The 18,708-nt window shown below is 60.2% G+C and carries 16 protein-coding genes; 6 read left to right on the forward strand and 10 right to left on the reverse strand.

Annotated elements, in window-relative coordinates:
- Positions 1-95: 95 nt before the first annotated feature.
- The gene (locus V3W40_RS22050; RefSeq protein WP_065925129.1) at positions 96-2,201 is read right to left on the reverse strand and encodes a mechanosensitive ion channel family protein; all 2,106 of its coding nucleotides are present in this window, start codon (positions 2,199-2,201) and stop codon (positions 96-98) included.
- A 243-nt stretch (positions 2,202-2,444) separates the two neighbouring features.
- Here V3W40_RS22050 and V3W40_RS22055 point away from each other — a divergent pair, with 243 nt between their 5' ends.
- The 4 genes from V3W40_RS22055 to V3W40_RS22070 are packed head-to-tail and all read left to right on the forward strand — an operon-like array spanning position 2,445 to position 6,349.
- Positions 2,445-3,371, forward strand: coding sequence for a DUF72 domain-containing protein (locus tag V3W40_RS22055; RefSeq protein WP_065925128.1), 927 nt, complete (start codon positions 2,445-2,447; stop codon positions 3,369-3,371).
- Complete coding sequence (locus V3W40_RS22060) at positions 3,368-4,144, forward strand: endonuclease/exonuclease/phosphatase family protein (RefSeq protein WP_065925127.1); 777 nt, start codon at positions 3,368-3,370, stop codon at positions 4,142-4,144. The genes V3W40_RS22055 and V3W40_RS22060 overlap by 4 nt, the downstream gene beginning before the upstream one ends.
- Positions 4,141-5,403, forward strand: coding sequence for a cardiolipin synthase ClsB (clsB, locus tag V3W40_RS22065; RefSeq protein ID WP_330215648.1), 1,263 nt, complete (start codon positions 4,141-4,143; stop codon positions 5,401-5,403). The genes V3W40_RS22060 and clsB overlap by 4 nt, the downstream gene beginning before the upstream one ends.
- Entirely contained in the window at positions 5,393-6,349 is a 957-nt protein-coding gene (locus tag V3W40_RS22070) for a lysylphosphatidylglycerol synthase domain-containing protein (protein WP_065925125.1), read from the forward strand. Before clsB ends, V3W40_RS22070 begins: the two co-directional genes overlap by 11 nt.
- A 5-nt stretch (positions 6,350-6,354) precedes the next feature.
- Here the strand turns inward: V3W40_RS22070 and V3W40_RS22075 are convergent, their stop codons facing one another.
- From V3W40_RS22075 to V3W40_RS22085, 3 genes are all read right to left on the reverse strand, one after another.
- Complete coding sequence (locus V3W40_RS22075; RefSeq protein WP_027605173.1) at positions 6,355-7,110, reverse strand: alpha/beta hydrolase family protein; 756 nt, start codon at positions 7,108-7,110, stop codon at positions 6,355-6,357.
- Positions 7,100-8,209: a DUF3182 family protein gene (locus V3W40_RS22080; RefSeq protein WP_330215649.1), complete on the reverse strand. Its 1,110-nt coding sequence runs from the start codon at positions 8,207-8,209 to the stop codon at positions 7,100-7,102. The genes V3W40_RS22075 and V3W40_RS22080 overlap by 11 nt, the downstream gene beginning before the upstream one ends.
- Before the next feature lie 171 nt (positions 8,210-8,380).
- The gene (locus V3W40_RS22085; RefSeq protein ID WP_330215650.1) at positions 8,381-9,340 is read right to left on the reverse strand and encodes a GlxA family transcriptional regulator; all 960 of its coding nucleotides are present in this window, start codon (positions 9,338-9,340) and stop codon (positions 8,381-8,383) included.
- A gap of 96 nt (positions 9,341-9,436) precedes the next feature.
- On the opposite strand from V3W40_RS22085, the gene V3W40_RS22090 reads away from it, so the two are divergent.
- Entirely contained in the window at positions 9,437-10,000 is a 564-nt protein-coding gene (locus V3W40_RS22090) for a cysteine hydrolase family protein (protein WP_065925358.1), read from the forward strand.
- Positions 10,001-10,021: 21 nt separating this feature from the next.
- Here V3W40_RS22090 and tam read toward each other — a convergent pair whose 3' ends face one another.
- The 3 genes from tam to V3W40_RS22105 all read right to left on the reverse strand — a co-directional run bounded on the left by tam (position 10,022) and on the right by V3W40_RS22105 (position 12,908).
- On the reverse strand, positions 10,022-10,783 hold the full coding sequence (gene tam / locus V3W40_RS22095) for a trans-aconitate 2-methyltransferase (protein WP_330215651.1): 762 nt from the start codon (positions 10,781-10,783) through the stop codon (positions 10,022-10,024).
- A gap of 205 nt (positions 10,784-10,988) precedes the next feature.
- The gene (locus tag V3W40_RS22100; protein ID WP_065925356.1) at positions 10,989-11,504 is read right to left on the reverse strand and encodes a single-stranded DNA-binding protein; all 516 of its coding nucleotides are present in this window, start codon (positions 11,502-11,504) and stop codon (positions 10,989-10,991) included.
- Between the two features lie 9 nt (positions 11,505-11,513).
- On the reverse strand, positions 11,514-12,908 hold the full coding sequence (locus V3W40_RS22105) for an MFS transporter (protein ID WP_330215652.1): 1,395 nt from the start codon (positions 12,906-12,908) through the stop codon (positions 11,514-11,516).
- 178 nt (positions 12,909-13,086) lie between these two features.
- Here V3W40_RS22105 and uvrA point away from each other — a divergent pair, with 178 nt between their 5' ends.
- Positions 13,087-15,921 carry an excinuclease ABC subunit UvrA gene (gene uvrA / locus V3W40_RS22110; RefSeq protein WP_065925355.1) on the forward strand — a complete coding sequence of 945 codons (2,835 nt, stop codon included), beginning with the start codon at positions 13,087-13,089 and terminating at the stop codon, positions 15,919-15,921.
- A gap of 63 nt (positions 15,922-15,984) precedes the next feature.
- Here uvrA and bfr read toward each other — a convergent pair whose 3' ends face one another.
- The 3 genes from bfr to rplQ form a co-directional block, all read right to left on the reverse strand.
- Positions 15,985-16,449 carry a bacterioferritin gene (gene bfr, locus V3W40_RS22115; protein WP_017525959.1) on the reverse strand — a complete coding sequence of 155 codons (465 nt, stop codon included), beginning with the start codon at positions 16,447-16,449 and terminating at the stop codon, positions 15,985-15,987.
- Positions 16,450-16,604: 155 nt separating this feature from the next.
- On the reverse strand, positions 16,605-18,053 hold the full coding sequence (locus V3W40_RS22120; RefSeq protein WP_330215653.1) for a catalase: 1,449 nt from the start codon (positions 18,051-18,053) through the stop codon (positions 16,605-16,607).
- Positions 18,054-18,290: 237 nt separating this feature from the next.
- Entirely contained in the window at positions 18,291-18,677 is a 387-nt protein-coding gene (gene rplQ / locus V3W40_RS22125) for a 50S ribosomal protein L17 (RefSeq protein ID WP_003176402.1), read from the reverse strand.
- Positions 18,678-18,708 lie beyond the last annotated feature (31 nt).

Here is an 18,708-nt window from a genome sequence, read left to right on the forward strand (position 1 = left end):
CCCGGCGAGGCTGCGTCGGCCGCGACTCGATTCTGAATCGGCAGCGCGCCTGACGCAGCCTCGCTGGCGCTCGGCAGCTGCTACGGGGTGGAGGATTATTGAGTACGCGGCTGCTCCGTCAACACCACCGACGCCGGCACCTCTTCATCCGGCTCATCCACCTGGGGTGTACGCTTGGGCAACAAAACCTGCTGTGGATAAGTCTGCGCGAAGTGCACCTCATCACAGTTATCCACAAGCTTTTTCAAACGCTGGTTGAACGCACGGCTCACCGCATATTGCCCACCCGACACGGTACGGAACTGCGCCGTGAGCACCACGCCATTAAGGTCCATCTTGTCGACGCCAAACACCTCCAGCGGCCCTTGCAGGTTGTACTTGAGGAACACATCGTCGCGGATCGACTGCCCGGCCTCGCGGATCAGTTCCACGGCCTTGTCCACATCGGTGTCGTAGGTGAACTGCACCGAGAAGAACGCATAGGCAAATTGCCGCGACTGGTTGGTGACCGCCTTGATCTGCCCGAACGGCACCGAATGCACAAAGCCCTTGCCGTCGCGCAGGCGCAGGGTACGGATGGTCAGGCCTTCGACGGTGCCGGCGTGGCCGGAATCAAGCACCACCCAGTCGCCGATGGACAAGGTGTCTTCGATGATGATGAACAGGCCGGTAATCACGTCCTGCACCAATTGCTGGGAGCCGAAACCAATCGCCAGGCCGACCACACCGGCCCCCGCCAGCAACGGCGCGACGTTGATGCCCAGGTTGGCCATGGTGGTGATTGCGCAGATCACCACCAGGATGATTTTCACCGCATTGCGCAGCAGCGGCAGGATGGTCTTCACCCTTGTGCTGGGCTGGCGATTGGAGCGTTTGTTCACCGGCGGTTTCAGCGCTTCCTGGATCGCCGTGTCGAGCACCACCCAGAACAACCAGGTCATCAGCAGGATCAGGCCGATGCTGCTGAGGGAATCGCTGATCGCGCGTCCCACCGAGTTGCGCTGGGCGAATTCGAACAGCGACACGCCCCAGATCCGCCCGAGTATTTCGATAAAGGCGATGGCCATGACAATGCGCAGGATCGCGTGCAACAGGCTGAGAAAACGCTCCTTGTAGGCACTGCTGCGCTGGATAGCCACCTGGCTGCGGGACTTGAACAGGTGTTGCAGCACCGTGCTCAGGAATACCGTGCCGATCAACAGAATCGTGGTGAACAGCGCGCAGCGCAGGGCTTTCTGGTTGTCGTCGCCGGCGCCGATCAGGTTGATCGCCGAGACCAGCACCATCAACAGGATCGGCCAGTACCAAAGGCCGGAAAATATCCGCAGTGACTGCTGCAACGCCGGGTGTTTCAGGCGCTGGGCCAGCGGTCGATTACGGATCAGGTGGGCCACCGGGCGGCGCAGGCGCACCACCAGCACGCCAAAGATCACCGCCGCGAACAGGCCGGTAAACACCGCGATACTGCTGGTGATATTGCCCCCGAGCTGGCGGGCGATCTGCGGACTGGTCAGGGCGTCGCTGAGGGCGGCGAGGAAGCCGATCAGGAACAGCGGCTTGGGGCAGTAGTCGCGAATGATCTGCACCGCCGGCCGCTTATGGCCGACGTTGAACATCACAATCACGCACAGCAGCATCGACGTGGAGAAGATGCCGCTGCTGGTCGCATAGGCAAAGCACAGCGCCAGTGCGCGACCTATGGACGTGGGCAGGAAGTGACTGACGTAGAGCGTCAGCGGCAGGCAGATCAGCGCCGGGATCGTGTAGGGCACCACATAACCCAGCACGCCTTGCAGGCGCCCCCGCCGTTCGATGAAAGGACGACGACTCAGGCGCAGCACGATAAACCGCCCCAGCAGCGTCAACCCAACGAAGGCACCGACCCACACCCCGGACAGCAGCAGGAAGTCGCCGGCCACGCTCCACGGCGAACGCTCCGACGTCTGGTCAACCAACCGGCCGACCTCATCTGCCGCGCGGTCCGCGCGCAAGCGCCAGGCATCAACAAGGTTCTGATTGAGGTCGAGCTTGTTCTGCACATCATCGATGCTGGAACTGATGGCACCGAGCAATCCGCCCTCTACCAGCAACTCCGGTTTGGCCGGTGCTTCGGCTTCCGGCGCGGTGGCAGCGGCGTACAGTGCGCCGCTGCCGCAGAACAGCAGCGCGCCGAGCAGTAATGCAGTCTTTAGATTCAGCAAAACACCGGGCTCCTTCAGAAGGGTCTGTAAGGAACTGACGAATTTGAGCACTGATCGTTCCCCTGTTTCAGCATCTTTGCCGCTTGGGCAACTATCAAATGCGGCCTGAATGCCGGGGTGAGGCGTGGTGGCCTTCGGCACAGTTTTGAACCTGCACCGTCTGTAGGACGGTGGAAACTTTCGCGCAAATTGCACGGTCATCCCAAAACGGAGGTCAATCGACCCACATCGACGGGAGTAACCATGGCGGCGATTCATATCGGCATTTCCGGCTGGCGCTACACGCCTTGGCGGGGGGATTTCTACCCCGAGGGGCTGACCCAGAAACGCGAGCTGCAGTTTGCGTCACGGGCCGTCAACAGCATCGAGATCAACGGTTCGTTCTACGCGCTGCAAACTCCCAAGCGTTACGCCGAGTGGTATGCCCAGACGCCTGAAGACTTCATGTTCAGTGTCAAGGCACCGCGCTACATCACGCATATCCTGCGCCTGCAGGATGTGCACAAGCCGATGGCGAACTTCTTCGCCTCCGGAGTGCTGGAGCTGAAAGACAAACTCGGCCCGATCCTGTGGCAGTTTCCGCCCAGCTTTAAATTCGATCCGCTGCTGTTCGAAGCCTTCCTCGCCGAATTGCCCACCGACACCCGGCAGGCCGCCACCCTCGCCCACCAGCATGAGCCGCGCCTGAACGGCAAGGCCAGCCTGCAGGCCCACGGCAAGCGCGCCCTGCGCCACGCGGTGGAGATTCGTCATAACAGTTTTGCGGTGCCGGAGTTTGTGCAGATGCTGGATAAGCACGGCGTGGCGTTGGTGGTGGCAGACACCGCCGGCAAGTGGCCGTATCTCGAAGATGTTACCGCCAACTTCATGTACTTGCGTTTGCACGGCGACAAGCAGCTGTACGCCAGCGGTTATACCGATGAAGCCCTCAAGCGCTGGGGCGATCGCATCGAACGTTGGGCCCACGGCAAGCAACCGGCCGATGCGCACCTGGCCGCCCCGCAGCACAAACCGCGCGCCCGCAAACAGCGGGATGTGTTTTGCTTTTTCGACAATGACATCAAAGTGCGTGCGCCCTTCGATGCACGCCACTTGCTGCAGCGTTTCGGGCTGGACAGGCAGCTTTCCACCGAGCCCGGCAAGTTGCCTGAACCGGGGGTGTTGCCATGACGCATCCGGAATGGGTCCCCATTACGCCCACCGTCGCCATCACTCGCTTCACGGTGCTGACGGTCAATATCCACAAGGGCTTCACCGCCTTGAACCGACGCTTCATCCTGCCCGAGCTGCGTGAAGCGGTACGCAGTGTGGGCGCTGATATGGTGTTCCTGCAGGAAATCCACGGCACCCACGAGCGCCATCCCCAGCGCTACAGCGACTGGCCGAACATGCCGCAGTACGAGTTCCTCGCCGACAGCATCTGGCCGCAGTTCGCCTACGGGCGCAACGCGGTCTACCCCCATGGCGACCACGGCAATGCGTTGCTGTCGAAATTCCAGATCGTGAGTTACGACAACCTCGACATCTCCCAAAGCGGCCATGAAAACCGTGGCCTGTTGCATTGCGTGCTGCGCTTGCCTGGCACCGGACAGGAAGTGCATGCGATCTGCATCCACCTGGGCTTGCGCGAGGTGCATCGCCAGCAGCAATTGCGCTTGCTGGAGCAGCGTATCAGCGAGATCCCGGCGGATGCGCCGTTGGTGGTTGCCGGCGATTTCAATGACTGGCGCCAACGCGCCGACCTCAGCCAAAGCGGCCTGCAGGAAGTCTTCATGCAGGCCCACGGTAAACCCGCACGCACCTTTCCGGCACGCCTGCCGCTGCTGGCACTGGACCGCATCTATGTGCGCAATCTAAAGATTCATCACCCCAAGGTGCTGACCACCCGCCCCTGGTCCCATCTGTCAGACCACGTGCCCCTGTCGGTGGAGATTGAACTATGAACATTGCCGTTGAGCACATTTCTACCGACCAGCCGCCGGATGAAGCCAAGGCTCGCGACCTCGATTACGGCTGGCAGCCTGACAACCGGCTCGAGTTGCTGGAGAACGGCGAGGCGTACTTTCCCAAAGTATTCGACGCCTTGCGCGGGGCGCAGCGGGAGATCCTGCTGGAGACCTTTATCCTCTTCGAAGACAAGGTCGGCCATGAGCTGCAACGCATCTTGATCGACGCAGCGCAGCGTGGAGTCAAGGTGGTGGTCAGCCTGGATGGCTTTGGCTGCGGCGAACTGAGCCGCGCTTTTCTCGGCGAATTGGCCCAGGCCGGGGTGGCCGTGCAGATGTTTGACCCGGCGTCCAAGACCCTGGGTATTCGCACCAACTGGTTTCGCCGCCTGCACCGCAAGATCGTGGTGGTGGATGCCACCGTGGCGTTTATCGGCGGGATCAATTTTTCTGCCGATCACCTGGGGGATTTCGGCCCCGAGGCCAAGCAGGATTACGCGGTGCAGGTGATAGGCCCGGCGGTGGCCGACCTGCATCATTTCGCCCTCGCCCAAAGCGGCCGCCAGGTGCGTACGCGGCGCGGTTGGCGACGGCGCCAGCAACGGCCATCGCCTTGGCCGACCGATACAGGCAAGGGCCTGGTGCGCTTGATTTACCGCGACAACCTGCAGCACCGCGACGACATTGAAGAGGCCTACATCCATGCCTTGAGCAAAGCCCGGGAACGCGCGGTGATTGCCAATGCCTATTTCTTCCCCGGTTACCGCCTGCTGCGTGAGATCCGCAATGCGGCGCGCCGTGGCGTGAAGGTGCAATTGATCATGCAGGGCCAGCCCGATGTGCTGCTGGCCAAGCTGGCCGCGCGCATGCTCTACGACTACCTGCTCAAGGATGGCGTGGTGATTCATGAATATTGCCAGCGCCCGCTGCACGGCAAAGTCGCGCTGGTGGATGACGAGTGGAGCACCGTGGGTTCGAGCAACCTCGACCCGTTAAGCCTGTCGCTGAACCTGGAGGCCAACGTGCTGATTCGTGACCGGGCGTTCAATCAGCAACTGTACAAACGCCTGGACGTACTCGCCAAGGAGCATTGCCAGACCATGCCGGAAAACCGCAAGCCGCGCCTGTGGCTATGGCGACTGACCGTCGGTTTCCTGGTGTTCCATGTGATGCGCCACTTCCCCGCGCTGACCGGCTGGTTCCCGGCGCACAAGCCACGGTTGAAACCCTTCGAGGCTCGAACCCATGACATCTGAAGCCAACGGTTCACGCTTAAAGCGCTGGAAGAAACCGCTGACCGTGGCGTTCTTCCTGTTGCTGATCGTGCTGTTCACTCTGCTCGCAAGGCGTATCGACTGGAGCGAAGTGTTCCACACCCTGGGCGATTTCAAGCTGCGCACCCTGCTGATCGCGGGCACGCTGACGTTATGCAGCTTTATCGTCTACGCCTGCTTCGACTTGATCGGCCGCACCTACATTCGCCAACCGCTGCGCTGGAAGCAAATCCTGCCGGTCGGAATCATCAGCTATGCGTTCAATCTGAACCTGAGTGCCTGGGTCGGCGGAATCGCCATGCGCTATCGGCTGTATTCGCGGCTGGGGGTGAGCACTGGCAATATCGCCAAGATTCTCGGGCTGAGCCTGGCCACCAATTGGTTCGGTTATATGGCATTGGCCGGGGTGGTGTTCAGCAGCGGCCTGGTGACCATGCCGCCGGGCTGGAAGCTCAGCAGCGGCGCCCTGCAGGGCGTGGGTGTGCTGTTGGTGCTGGCGAGCCTGGGCTATCTGGCGGCGTGCCAATTCTCGACAAAGCGTGCATGGTCGATTCGCGGCATCGAGATCAACCTGCCGTCGCTGCGCATGGCGTGCCTGCAGTTGGCATTGGGCGCGTTGAACTGGTCGCTGATGGCCGCGGTGATTTTCACCTTGTTGCCCGCCAAGCTGGACTACCCGCTGGTGTTGGGCGTGCTGCTGATCAGCGCGATCGCCGGTGTCATCACCCATATCCCCGCCGGGCTCGGGGTGCTGGAAGCGGTGTTTATCGCACTGCTGCAACATGAAGCGTCGCGCGGCAGTTTGCTGGCCGGGCTGATCGCCTATCGGGCCATTTACTTTATCCTGCCGCTACTGATCGCCCTGGTGATGTACCTCGGTGTCGAGGCCAAAGCCAAGGCACTACGGGTGAAGAAAACACCAGCATGATCGCGTTACTGGGACTGGATGATGCTCAACCGTTCCCCCACTACCATCTCGGTGATCCAGTCCACCAGGATCGAGGTGTAGGCCTGTTGTGACACTGGATCGCTCAGGGAGTGGTCGGCACCATCGATGATGCGGTGCGTCAGGGAGTGCGTGTGCTGGCACGCCGCGCGGTAGCTCATGATGGTGGCGTGGGGCACATGGTCATCGGTTTCCGATTCGACAATCAGCACATCACCGGTAAATTGCGCGCAGGCCTGCAGTGCGCGGTTGGTTTCGGCGTGCACCAGGGTGCTGCGGTAATCCATCAGGTCGGCCTTATCGAGGTCACGCTTGGGCTTGAGCCATTCCTGGTCGCGGTACAACGCAGGCACGCGCAGCGCCAGCCAGCGCACCGGGCGCAATGAGGTGAGAATCGCCGCCAGGTAGCCGCCATAGCTGGTGCCCACCACCGCCACCGCCGAGGTGTCGATGGCCGGGTGCGAGAGCAGTCGGTCGTAGGCCGCCAGCAGATCGCGCAGGTTGTCTTCCCGGGTGACGCGGGACAACGGGATACCTGTGCCCGCGTGGCCACGCAGATCGAACGTCAGGCACACGCATCCCAGCCCGGCGATACCTTTGGCGCGCTCCAGGTCCCGCTCCTGGCTACCGCCCCAGCCGTGCACGAATAACACCCCCGGCACCTTCGATTTGGGGCTGAGGAACGTGCCGCTCATCTGTTCGTCGTCGATGTCGATCGCAATGCTTTCGCTTCTAGCCGTCATAAGATTTAACCGTCACGTACTTGAGAAGAAAGTCGCTGTTTTCCGCCGGGCCTCGGTACACCTCGATAGCATCCGCGGGCAGCGCCTGGTCCACGTAGGTTTCTACCGAAGACACCTGAATGGCCTTGAGGCCCGGGTGGTTGATAAAGCTCTGCAACGCCGCGACTTCCGCGCTGCTGGCGCCCCCCATGCGCCAGGATTGTTCAAGCACACCACTGCGCCGCTGGCCGTCGCTGTCCAGGCCCTGGGCGATATCGTAGTTGCGTCGGGACGCGTAGAAACCCGGGTAAGCCTCATCGGCGGCCGCGTCGAAGACCTGGGCTTGCTCGATGGCTTGGCGCACGTCGCCGGGCAGCTCGAGCTTGAGCAAATCGTCATAACCGCCAGGCACCACCAGCAGGTTGGAGCCACCGTAGACCTCCTCGCCCTGTCCGTCCTGGGTCAGGTATTGCTCGCCGCAGTAGCTGATGACGTGATCGCCGATAAAACTCTGGCCCACACTATGGGTGACCACATCGTGCAGGTCTTGTTCCAGCACGACGCCTTCGCTGAACATCCGGGCCGCTTCGGGGCGCGCCAGCACGGCCTCGAACTCATCCAGGCTGTGGATAACTTCCTGGCCGCGCCCGGCGCAGGCATGCACCGGTTTCAGGCGGATCGGCCCGCTGTAGAGCAAGCATTTGGCGGCTTCCCGTGCATCGTTGAGCGCAAATACGCTCAGGCCGTCCAGCACAACGTCGCGCACGCGCTCGCAGAACAACGGCGACCAGCCTTCGGGGGCCGCGGCGTCCGGCCCCAGCAGGCCGTGACTGATGGCTTTGGTGCCGATGAAATCATGCTCCACATAACCGCCCCACAGGTCTTCGGGCCCCTTGATATCAAGGGCCCGCGCCTGTGCAGGGCCAATCAGTGTTTGCGTGGGAAGCAGGTAGCGTTCACGGCCGGCGTGTTTGCGTGGATCGTAATCACCGCCGTACTTGAGCCCAAGGATTTGCGCCAGCCAGCGCGCAAGGGCTCGGTTGGTTTCGACTTCATGCCGGGGAGCGCCCTCTCGCGTGGAGTGAGCGACTACCCATTTCTTGCGTTGAGTCGGGGTCATGCATCCCCCTTGGCCATCCCGCCATGTGTGTGGGTGGAAGGTTGCAGGGATCAGGCCAAGGCAGGTTCAAAAGTGATGGCTTTGAAATCAATCGCTTGCGCAAAAAGCGATAGCAGTTGGCCTGTACTATTCTGCACGACACCCCCTTGACCGTGGGGCGTTCTGCACGATTCACACGCCAAAACGGCTGCGGTAATCACTGGGTGCCAAACCGGTGATCTTCTTGAAGGTGGCGCGAAACGCACCAGGGTCCTGATACCCCACGGTCCAGGCGATGTGGTCGATGGTGGCGGTGGTGAACTCCAGCATTTGCCGCGCCTTGCCGACACGTAAATGCTGGCAGTATTCGGTGGGTTTCAATCCCGTGGCACTGCGAAAACGCCGTAGGAAGGTGCGCTCTTCCAACCCCGCCTCTTGCGCCATGGCGGCCACGGACACATCCACCGCGCCACTGGCTTGCAACCAATGCTGGACCTTGAGGATGGCCGCATCGCCATGGCTGAGGATCGGCGCAAAGTTGCTGCCGCACTGGCTGGCACTGTCGCTGTGCTCAATCACCAGGAAACGCGCGGTAGCGGCGGCGACGCTGGGGCCCATCAGGCGGTCGACCAGGCGCAGGCCCAGCTCGGACCAGGCCATCAGCCCGGCGGTGGTGATCAGGTCGCCGTCATCGACGATCGGTTTATCCGCCTCAAGGCGTACAGCCGGATAACGGGTCGCGAAGGATTTGGCTGAGGACCAATGCGTGGTGGCGCTGCGCCCGTCCAACAGACCGCTGCGCGCCAGCAGGATCGAGCCGATGCACACGCCGCCGAGCACGGTGCCTGCTGCGTGTTGCTGGCGAATCCACTCGAGCAGTGCGGGCGGCGCCTGGTCTTCGGTGAACTCGCCGATTGAAGGCGGCACCAGCACCGCCATCATCGGTTGCTCAGGCCCTGGGTAGCTGTCGAATACCCGCGTGGGTGTGCCATGGCCATCTACCTGCCAGTGGCTCACCCGCAGCAACGGCAGCTGTGCGGATTGATGCTCGGCGGCGATCCGGTTGGCGACACCGAACAGATCGGTCAGCCCATGCACCGCTGCCAACTGCGCCCCCTGGTAGATCAACACGCCCAGCTCAACAACCGCCATTGTCAGTTTTCCCCCTGTTATTGTCGGTGCAGCCAATCCCCCGCTCCGGCGCCAGCTAACATACTGGCCCCATCAACCCATCACGAGGCAATACCCATGGCCAAGCAAGCGCTCATCCTAATCGATATCCAGAACGACTACTTCCCTCAAGGCAAGTGGCCGCTCGATGGCGTGGACGCCGCCGCGGACAAGGCTGCGCAGGTGCTCCAGGCGTTTCGCCAGAACGGGGATGCAGTGATTCATGTGCGCCATGAGTTCACGTCCGAGGATGCACCGTTTTTCACGCCGAACTCTGAGGGTGCCTATTTGCACCCCAAGGTGCTGAACGAGGGCAGCGAGCCGGTGGTGCTTAAACATTTCGTGAATGCGTTCCGCGAAACCCCTCTACGCGCCCTTCTGGAACAGCGCAGCATCACCGAACTGGTGGTGGTCGGCAGCATGAGCCATATGTGCATCGATGCGGTGGTGCGGGCCGCAGCGGACCTGGGCTACAAGGTCACGGTGATTCATGACGCATGTGCCACCCGCGATCTGGAGTTCAATGGGCAGGTGATTCCGGCGGCGCAGGTGCATGGCGCGTATATGGCGTCGTTGGCATTTGGCTACGCGGGCGTAGTGTCAGCGGATGAGTATTTGAAGGCGCAGGCAGCAGCGGCGTAAGCGCTGCTTGCTTCTGTGCCGTCAGCGGGTCGCGATGATAAACAGGCGCGGGAAGGGCAGTAATACGGTGCCATCGCCTAGTGCTGGATAAGCCTGTGTAATCCGCGCCTGGTATTCCTGTAGGAAAGCGGCTTTTTCGCTATCGGTCAGTGGCGCGAGAAAGGGTCGCAAGCCCGAGCCCTTGAACCACTCCACCACAGCGGCATGATCCGCCAGCGGGTGCTGGTACGTGGTGCGCCACACATCCACGGTACTGCAGTGTTGGCTCAGCAACTCGTAGTAGTAGCTCACCGAGTGGCGCTCATTGTGTTGGAACGCGCCGATCTTTGCCGCCCATGGGCCATCTGCCGCCACTTCGCGTGCCAGCCGGTGGGCGGGTTCATTGAGGTTGTCTGGGGTTTGTACGCCGAGCGTGCCGCCAGGCGCCAACTGGTCGACCAGATGCGGATAGAGCGTGGCGTGGTTTGGCAGCCATTGCAGCGAGGCGTTGGCGAGGATCACGTCGAATGTCTGCGGCGGACTCCAGGCACCGATGTCCGCCAGCTCAAAGTTCAGCGCGGGCAGGCGCTTGCGGGCGTCGACCAGCATGTCGGCGGAACTGTCCAGGCCCGTCACCTGCGCCTGCGGGAAACGCTCGGCCAATACCTGGGTGGAGTTGCCGGGGCCGCAACCCAGGTCCACCGCTGTGTGCACCACGGTATTCGGAATGGCCGCGACCAGGTCACGGACCGGACGAGTGCGTTGTTGTTCAAACATCGTGTATTGCTTGGCAGACCAGGTCATCGCGGCTCTCCTTGTTCTGTGGAAGTGGGTTACAGCCTAAATCGAGTGGCCCCCGGAGACAAATGCCAGGGCCGGCGATCGTTCCATCCCGTCATTTAATCCGTTGCGGGTGCAGCTTCATGCATCACGAAATTACAAAAAAGCCCCGAGAGCAGGGCTCACGGGGCTTTTTGGGAAAGCTATACGGATTGCGCCGAGCGATATCCTAGAACGGAATATCGTCATCAAAGCTGTCGAAATCCGGAGCCGGTTGCGGAGCGGCCTGTTGCGGTGCTGGACGCGACTCACGCTGTGGCTGCTGGCTTGGCTGCGGACGCGTCTGCTGTGGACGCGGTGCCGAGTTGGACATACCGCCCTGGCCTTGTTGGTCGCCCTGTGGACGGCCGCCCAGCAGTTGCATGGTGCCTTGCATGTCGACCACGATTTCAGTGGTGTAACGCTTGATGCCGTCTTTTTCCCACTCGCGGGTTTGCAGCTTGCCTTCGATGTAGACCTGCGAACCTTTGCGCAGGTATTCACCGGCGATCTCTGCGACCTTGCCGAACATCGACACACGGTGCCATTCGGTTTTCTCGACCTTCTGGCCGGTCTGCTTGTCGGTCCATTGTTCGCTGGTCGCCAGACTCAGGTTGGTCACGGCGTTACCGTTAGGCAAGTAGCGAACTTCGGGATCCTGGCCGCATGTACCGACCAATATGACTTTGTTAACCCCACGGGCCATAACGTTCTCCTATGCTGGGCGCGCTGTCGGCACTGGGTTGACCAGTTGCTCGAGCGTCGCGCGATCCAATAATTCGGTGTCCAATTTGATGTAAATGGCCGCCTCTTCAGCGACCACGACTGCATCTGTTACCCCTACGACTGCCCTCAGGCGCTCTACCAGACCGCTTTCACGGATCGCCTCAGGCGATAGCGGCAAACGCAGGCTTGTGACGTAGGGAGGTTCGCGCATGGTAACAGCAAAGGCCAACCAAAGTGCAGCCAGCCCGGCGCATCCGAGGAACACAACCGACAAACCGCCATGCTGGAACATCCAGCCGCCCATGATGCCGCCCAGCGCCGAGCCAAGGAACTGGCTGGTGGAATACACCCCCATCGCCGTGCCTTTGCCGCCGGCCGGTGAAACTTTACTGATCAGCGAAGGCAATGAAGCCTCCAGCAGGTTGAACGCGGTGAAGAACACCACCGTGCCAATAACCAGCGCCCGTAGGCTGTCGCCGAACTGCCAGAAGAATAGTTCAGTGAGCATTAATGTCGCGACGGCACCGAGCAAAACTCGTTTCATTTTGCGTTTCTTCTCGCCATAGATGATGAACGGGATCATGGCGAAGAACGAAATCAGCAGTGCGGTGAGGTAGACCCACCAGTGCTGTTCCTTGGGCAGCCCGGCTTTTTCCACCAGCGCCAGGGGCAAGGCGACGAAGCTGCACATCAGCATTGCGTGTAAGACGAAGATACCTAAATCCAGGCGCAACAGATCCGGGTGCTTGAGCGTCGGCAACAGGGCCTTGCGTGCGACGCCCGACTCACGGTGCTGCAACGTGCCAGTGGAGCGCGGCACCATGAAGGCCACGATCACGATCCCGAACAACGCCATGCCGCCGGTGGCAAGGAACAGGCCGTGCAAGCCAAAGGCACGCGTCAGCAATGGGCCCACGACCATGGCCACGGCGAACGACAGACCGATGGTCATGCCGATCATGGCCATGGCCTTGGTGCGGTGTTGCTCACGGGTCAGGTCGGACAGCAGCGCCATGACGGCAGCGGAAATCGCCCCGGCACCTTGCAGGATGCGTCCGGCGATCACGCCCCAGATCGAATCGGATTGTGCCGCGAGCACGCTGCCGAGGGCGAAGACAATCAGCCCGAGGTAAATCACCGGGCGCCGGCCAATCCGGTCGGAAATGATTCCGAACGGAATCTGAAAAATCGCCTGGGTCAGGCCATAGGCGCCAATCGCCAGGCCGATCAGTGCGGGGGTCGCGCCTGCCAGATCCATTCCATAGGTCGCCAGTACCGGCAACACCATGAACATGCCAAGCATACGGAACGCGAACACCAGGGCCAGACCGCTTGCTGCTCGGGTCTCGCCGCTACTCATGCGTTCGCTGTGGGGATCGTGCATGGAAAAACCTCGTGTGAACCGGCGGCGATTCTACCAGTCCCATCGATTGAGAGGGTATATGCGGCGCTTTGCCGCGCAGCTTTCATGTAAGGCTGCACCCGGCACTTTGACAGTGTATATTCATCCAGTCTTTAGCCGTATACTCCTGCATTATTTACGCCCGCCGTGCGAGGCCATCTTGGACAAGATCCTGATTCGTGGGGCTAGAACCCACAACCTGAAGAACATCGACCTGACCCTGCCCCGGGACAAACTGATCGTCATCACCGGCTTGTCCGGCTCCGGCAAATCGTCCCTGGCGTTCGACACGCTGTATGCCGAAGGTCAGCGGCGCTATGTGGAATCGCTGTCGGCCTATGCCCGTCAGTTCCTGTCGATGATGGAAAAGCCGGACGTCGACACCATCGAAGGCCTGTCGCCGGCGATTTCCATCGAGCAGAAATCGACGTCCCATAACCCACGCTCCACCGTGGGCACCATCACCGAAATCTACGACTACCTGCGCCTGCTCTACGCGCGGGTGGGTATCCCCCGTTGCCCGGACCACGACATTCCGCTGGAAGCCCAGACCGTCAGCCAGATGGTCGACCTGGTGCTGGCCCAACCGGAAGGTGCCAAGCTGATGCTGCTGGCACCGGTGATTCGCGAGCGCAAGGGCGAACACCTCTCTGTATTCGAAGAGCTGCGTGCTCAAGGTTTCGTACGTGCGCGTATCAACGGCAAGCTCTATGAGCTGGACGAAGCGCCGAAACTCGACAAGCAGAAGAAGCACTCGATTGATGTCGTGGTCGATCGCTTCAAGGTGCGGGCCGACCTGCAGCAGCGTCTGGCCGAATCGTTCGAGACCGCGTTGAAGCTGGCGGATGGCATTGCCCTGGTGGCACCGATGGATGATGAGCCGGGTGAAGAGATCATCTTCTCCGCGCGCTTTGCCTGCCCGATCTGTGGCCACGCCATCAGCGAGCTGGAGCCCAAGCTGTTCTCCTTCAACAACCCGGCCGGGGCCTGCCCGACCTGCGATGGCCTGGGCGTGAAGCAATTCTTCGACATCAAGCGCCTGGTCAACGGCGACCTGACATTGGCGGAGGGCGCGATACGCGGCTGGGACAGGCGTAACGTCTACTACTTCCAGATGCTCGGGTCGTTGGCGTCCCATTACAAGTTCAGCCTTGAAGTACCTTTCAACCAACTGCCGGCAGACCAGCAGAAAGTCATCCTCAATGGCAGCGGCTCGCAGAACGTCGACTTCAAGTACCTGAACGACCGTGGCGACATCGTCAAGCGCTCACATCCGTTCGAAGGCATTGTCCCCAACCTGGAACGCCGCTACCGCGAGACTGAATCGGCGAGTGTGCGCGAAGAGCTGGCGAAATTCCTCAGCACCCAACCTTGCCCGGATTGCCGGGGCACTCGCCTGCGTCGTGAGGCGCGGCATGTATGGGTGGGTGAGAAAACGCTGCCGGCGGTGACCAATCTGCCGATCGGCGATGCCTGTGAATACTTTGGTGTGCTAAAGCTCACCGGGCGCCGTGGGGAAATTGCCGACAAGATCCTCAAGGAGATCCGCGAGCGCCTGCAGTTCCTGGTTAACGTTGGCCTGGACTATCTGTCGCTGGATCGCAGCGCAGATACGTTGTCCGGCGGTGAAGCGCAGCGAATTCGCCTGGCCAGCCAGATTGGTGCCGGCCTGGTGGGGGTGTTGTACATCCTCGATGAGCCTTCGATTGGTTTGCACCAGCGGGACAACGATCGCCTGCTGGGCACGCTGAAACACCTGCGGGATATCGGCAATACGGTGATCGTGGTCGAGCACGATGAAGATGCGATTCGCCTGGCGGACTACGTGGTCGATATTGGCCCAGGCGCCGGCGTACATGGAGGACATATTGTCGCCGAGGGCACGCCTGCCGAGGTAATGGCACATCCCGACTCGTTGACCGGCAAGTACCTGTCCGGCCGTGTGAAGATCGCAGTGCCAGCCAAGCGTACACCGCGCAACAAGAAGATGGCGTTGCACCTCAAGGGCGCGCGCGGCAACAACTTGCGCAATGTTGACCTGGAAATACCACTGGGCCTGCTGACCTGCGTGACCGGTGTTTCCGGCTCAGGTAAGTCGACGCTGATCAACAACACGCTGTTCCCCTTGAGTGCCACCGCCTTGAACGGCGCTACCACCCTGGAAGCCGCCGCGCACGACAGCATCAAGGGTCTGGAACACCTGGACAAGGTGGTCGATATCGACCAAAGCCCGATTGGCCGCACACCGCGCTCCAACCCCGCGACCTACACCGGGTTGTTCACGCCTATTCGTGAGCTGTTTGCTGGCGTGCCGGAATCCCGTTCACGGGGCTACGGGCCAGGCCGCTTCTCGTTCAACGTCAAGGGTGGTCGCTGTGAAGCGTGCCAGGGCGATGGCCTGATCAAGGTGGAGATGCACTTCCTCCCGGACATCTACGTGCCGTGCGATGTGTGCAAGAGCAAGCGTTATAACCGCGAAACCCTGGAAATCAAGTACAAGGGCAAGAGCATCCACGAGACCCTGGAGATGACCATCGAGGAAGCGCGGGTGTTCTTTGATGCGGTTCCGGCGCTTGCGCGCAAGCTGCAGACGCTGATGGATGTGGGTCTGTCCTATATCAAGCTGGGGCAGTCGGCGACCACGCTGTCCGGTGGTGAAGCGCAGCGGGTGAAGCTGTCTCGCGAGCTGTCCAAACGCGATACGGGCAAGACCTTGTATATCCTGGATGAGCCGACAACCGGCCTGCACTTTGCGGATATTCAGCAATTGCTGGATGTGTTGCACCGCTTGCGTGATCACGGCAACACCGTGGTGGTGATCGAGCACAACCTGGATGTGATCAAGACGGCCGACTGGCTGGTGGATCTAGGACCGGAAGGCGGATCCAAGGGTGGCCAGATCATTGCGGTAGGTACGCCGGAGCAGGTCTCCGAGATGCCACAATCGCATACGGGTTACTACTTGAAACCATTGCTGGCGCGCGACCGGGCCTGATTTATCAGGCTCAATAAAAAGCCCCTGTCACTGCTGAAGTGACAGGGGCTTTTTTGTAGGAAATCAGAACTGCGATTGCAGGTAGTTTTCCAGGCCAATCAGCTTGATCAAGCCCAACTGCTTTTCCAGCCAGTAGGTGTGATCTTCTTCGGTATCGTTCAACTGCACGCGTAGGATTTCCCGCGTGACGAAGTCGCTGTGCTGTTCGCAGAGCTCGATGCCCTTGCAGAGAGCGGCACGCACTTTGTATTCAAGACGAAGATCCGCTGCAAGCATGTCAGGTACGCTGGTGCCCACATCCAGATCGTCGGGACGCATACGTGGCGTGCCTTCGAGCATCAGGATACGACGCATCAGTGCATCGGCGTGCTGTGCCTCTTCTTCCATTTCGTGGTTGATACGCTCGTAGAGTTCGGTAAAACCCCAGTCTTCGTACATGCGCGAGTGGATGAAATATTGATCACGAGCTGCCAGTTCGCCCGTCAGCAACGTGTTGAGGTAATCGATTACGTCGGGGTGACCTTGCATCGCCCTACATCTCCCTGCTTGAAAGTCTGTAGTTTGAACCATGCTGACTCGGAGGTCACGGGACTAACGGCAGAAAAGTGAAGATTTCCAGAGAAAAGTAGCTGAAATAACGCAAAAACCGCCCAAATGAGGGCGGTTCTGCTTATCGTTTAGAGTCAGTTAAGCGATACACCCAGTGCCTTTGCGATTGCTTCTCCATAAGCAGGATCTGCCTTGTAGAAGTGCTGCAATTGACGCTGGACCACATCACTGGAAACCCCGCCCATTGCCCCCGCGATGTTGCTGGTGAGCAATGTCTTCTGCTCATCGCTCATCAGGCGGAAAAGCGCACCGGCGTGGCTGTAGTAGTCGGTGTCTTCACGGTGATCGTAACGATCAGCTGCACCGTTCAAAGCCAACGCTGGCTCGGCGTACTGAGGCGCTTGCTTGGGTGCTTCGGCGTAGCTGTTCGGTTCGTAGTTCGGTGTGGCCCCACCATTGCTGCCAAACGCCATCGAACCATCACGCTGGTAGCTGTTGACCGGGCTACGCGGAGCATTCACCGGCAATTGCTGGTGGTTGGTACCCACACGGTAGCGGTGAGCATCTGCGTAAGCGAAAACCCGACCTTGGAGCATACGGTCTGGCGACAGGCCAACGCCTGGAACCATGTTGCTTGGGCCAAATGCAGCCTGCTCTACTTCAGCGAAGTAGTTCTGCGGGTTGCGGTTAAGTTCCAGCTCACCCACTTCAATCAACGGGAATTCTTTCTGCGACCAGGTTTTGGTCACATCAAACGGATTCTCGTAATGGGCGTTCGCCTGGGCCTCGGTCATGATCTGGATACAGACCCGCCATTTCGGGAAGTCACCGCGCTCGATCGCACCAAACAGATCCCGCTGGGCGTAATCAGGATCAGTACCGGCCAGACGGGCCGCTTCAGCCGGTGCCAGGTTCTTGATGCCTTGCTTGGTTTTGTAGTGCCACTTCACCCAGTGCCGCTCGCCGCTGGCGTTAATCAAGCTGTAGGTGTGGCTGCCAAAGCCGTGCATATGACGGTAGCCATCGGGAATACCACGGTCCGAAAACAGAATGGTGACCTGGTGCAGCGCCTCTGGAGAGTGCGACCAGAAGTCCCACATCATTTGCGCGCTTTTCAGGTTGCTTTGCGGCAACCGCTTCTGAGTGTGGATGAAATCTGGGAATTTCAGCGGATCGCGTATGAAGAACACCGGTGTGTTGTTACCCACGATGTCCCAATTACCTTCTTCGGTGTAGAACTTCAAGGCGAAACCACGAGGGTCGCGCTCTGTGTCCGCCGACCCACGCTCCCCCCCCACAGTGGAGAAACGCAGGAACGTTGGAGTTTTCTTACCAACGGATTCGAACAATTTGGCGCTGGTGTACTGGGTGATGTCCCGGGTGACCGTGAAGGTCCCGTAGGCACCCGACCCCTTGGCGTGTACGCGACGCTCAGGGATGTTTTCACGGTTGAAATGGGCAAGTTTCTCGATCAGGTGAAAATCGTCAAGAAGCAGCGGGCCGCGCGGGCCGGCTGAACGGGAATTCTGGTTATCCGCAACGGGAGCGCCGCTGGCGGTGGTAAGGATTTTATTCTGGCTCATGCTCAATTTTCCTCAGGTCGGACTTGGAACTGCCGGCTAATCGGCTTGGAGGGAGTATTGACCATCAACATGACACCTACAAATTCATTAATTTGTAAGCTTCAATAGAAAATAACTAACAATACCCCCGCGCACATAGTGCTGAGCGCTATCTGAGGAAGCTTGTACAAATCGCGCTTTTGTTACGCGCACAAAAAACCGGGCACTAGGCCCGGTTCTTCGTTACAGCTTGTCGTCTTACTCGGCGCTTACAGCTTCGCCGGCAGTAGCACGATCAACCAACTCGACGTACGCCATAGGCGCGTTGTCGCCAGCGCGGAAACCGCACTTGAGGATGCGCAGGTAGCCACCCTCACGGGTAGCGTAACGCTTGCCCAGGTCGTTGAAGAGCTTACCAACGATAGCTTTCGAACGAGTACGGTCGAAAGCCAGACGGCGGTTAGCCAGGCTGTCTGTCTTGGCCAAAGTGATCAGCGGCTCAGCAACGCGACGCAGTTCTTTAGCTTTCGGCAGTGTAGTTTTGATCAGCTCGTGCTCGAACAGCGACACCGCCATGTTTTGAAACATGGCCTTGCGGTGCGAGCTGGTACGGCTCAGGTGACGACCACTTTTACGATGACGCATGGTTCATTCCTTACCAAACTCACGTTCGGTG

Source organism: Pseudomonas sp. AM8 (assembly GCF_036346475.1).
GTDB lineage: Bacteria > Pseudomonadota > Gammaproteobacteria > Pseudomonadales > Pseudomonadaceae > Aquipseudomonas > Aquipseudomonas marginalis.

Bases quoted from the DNA above. Each gene is read 5' to 3' on its own strand.
- V3W40_RS22085 (WP_330215650.1), bottom strand. From the start codon at position 9,340: ATGGCGGTTGTTGAGCTGGGCGTGTTGATCTACCAGGGGGCGCAGTTG.
- tam (WP_330215651.1), bottom strand. From the start codon at position 10,783: ATGACCTGGTCTGCCAAGCAATACACGATGTTTGAACAACAACGCACT.
- V3W40_RS22090 (WP_065925358.1), top strand. From the start codon at position 9,437: ATGGCCAAGCAAGCGCTCATCCTAATCGATATCCAGAACGACTACTTC.
- bfr (WP_017525959.1), bottom strand. From the start codon at position 16,449: ATGCAAGGTCACCCCGACGTAATCGATTACCTCAACACGTTGCTGACG.
- V3W40_RS22055 (WP_065925128.1), top strand. From the start codon at position 2,445: ATGGCGGCGATTCATATCGGCATTTCCGGCTGGCGCTACACGCCTTGG.
- clsB (WP_330215648.1), top strand. From the start codon at position 4,141: ATGAACATTGCCGTTGAGCACATTTCTACCGACCAGCCGCCGGATGAA.
- V3W40_RS22100 (WP_065925356.1), bottom strand. From the start codon at position 11,504: ATGGCCCGTGGGGTTAACAAAGTCATATTGGTCGGTACATGCGGCCAG.
- V3W40_RS22120 (WP_330215653.1), bottom strand. From the start codon at position 18,053: ATGAGCCAGAATAAAATCCTTACCACCGCCAGCGGCGCTCCCGTTGCG.
- V3W40_RS22060 (WP_065925127.1), top strand. From the start codon at position 3,368: ATGACGCATCCGGAATGGGTCCCCATTACGCCCACCGTCGCCATCACT.
- V3W40_RS22105 (WP_330215652.1), bottom strand. From the start codon at position 12,908: ATGCACGATCCCCACAGCGAACGCATGAGTAGCGGCGAGACCCGAGCA.
- V3W40_RS22080 (WP_330215649.1), bottom strand. From the start codon at position 8,209: ATGACCCCGACTCAACGCAAGAAATGGGTAGTCGCTCACTCCACGCGA.
- V3W40_RS22070 (WP_065925125.1), top strand. From the start codon at position 5,393: ATGACATCTGAAGCCAACGGTTCACGCTTAAAGCGCTGGAAGAAACCG.
- rplQ (WP_003176402.1), bottom strand. From the start codon at position 18,677: ATGCGTCATCGTAAAAGTGGTCGTCACCTGAGCCGTACCAGCTCGCAC.
- V3W40_RS22075 (WP_027605173.1), bottom strand. From the start codon at position 7,110: ATGACGGCTAGAAGCGAAAGCATTGCGATCGACATCGACGACGAACAG.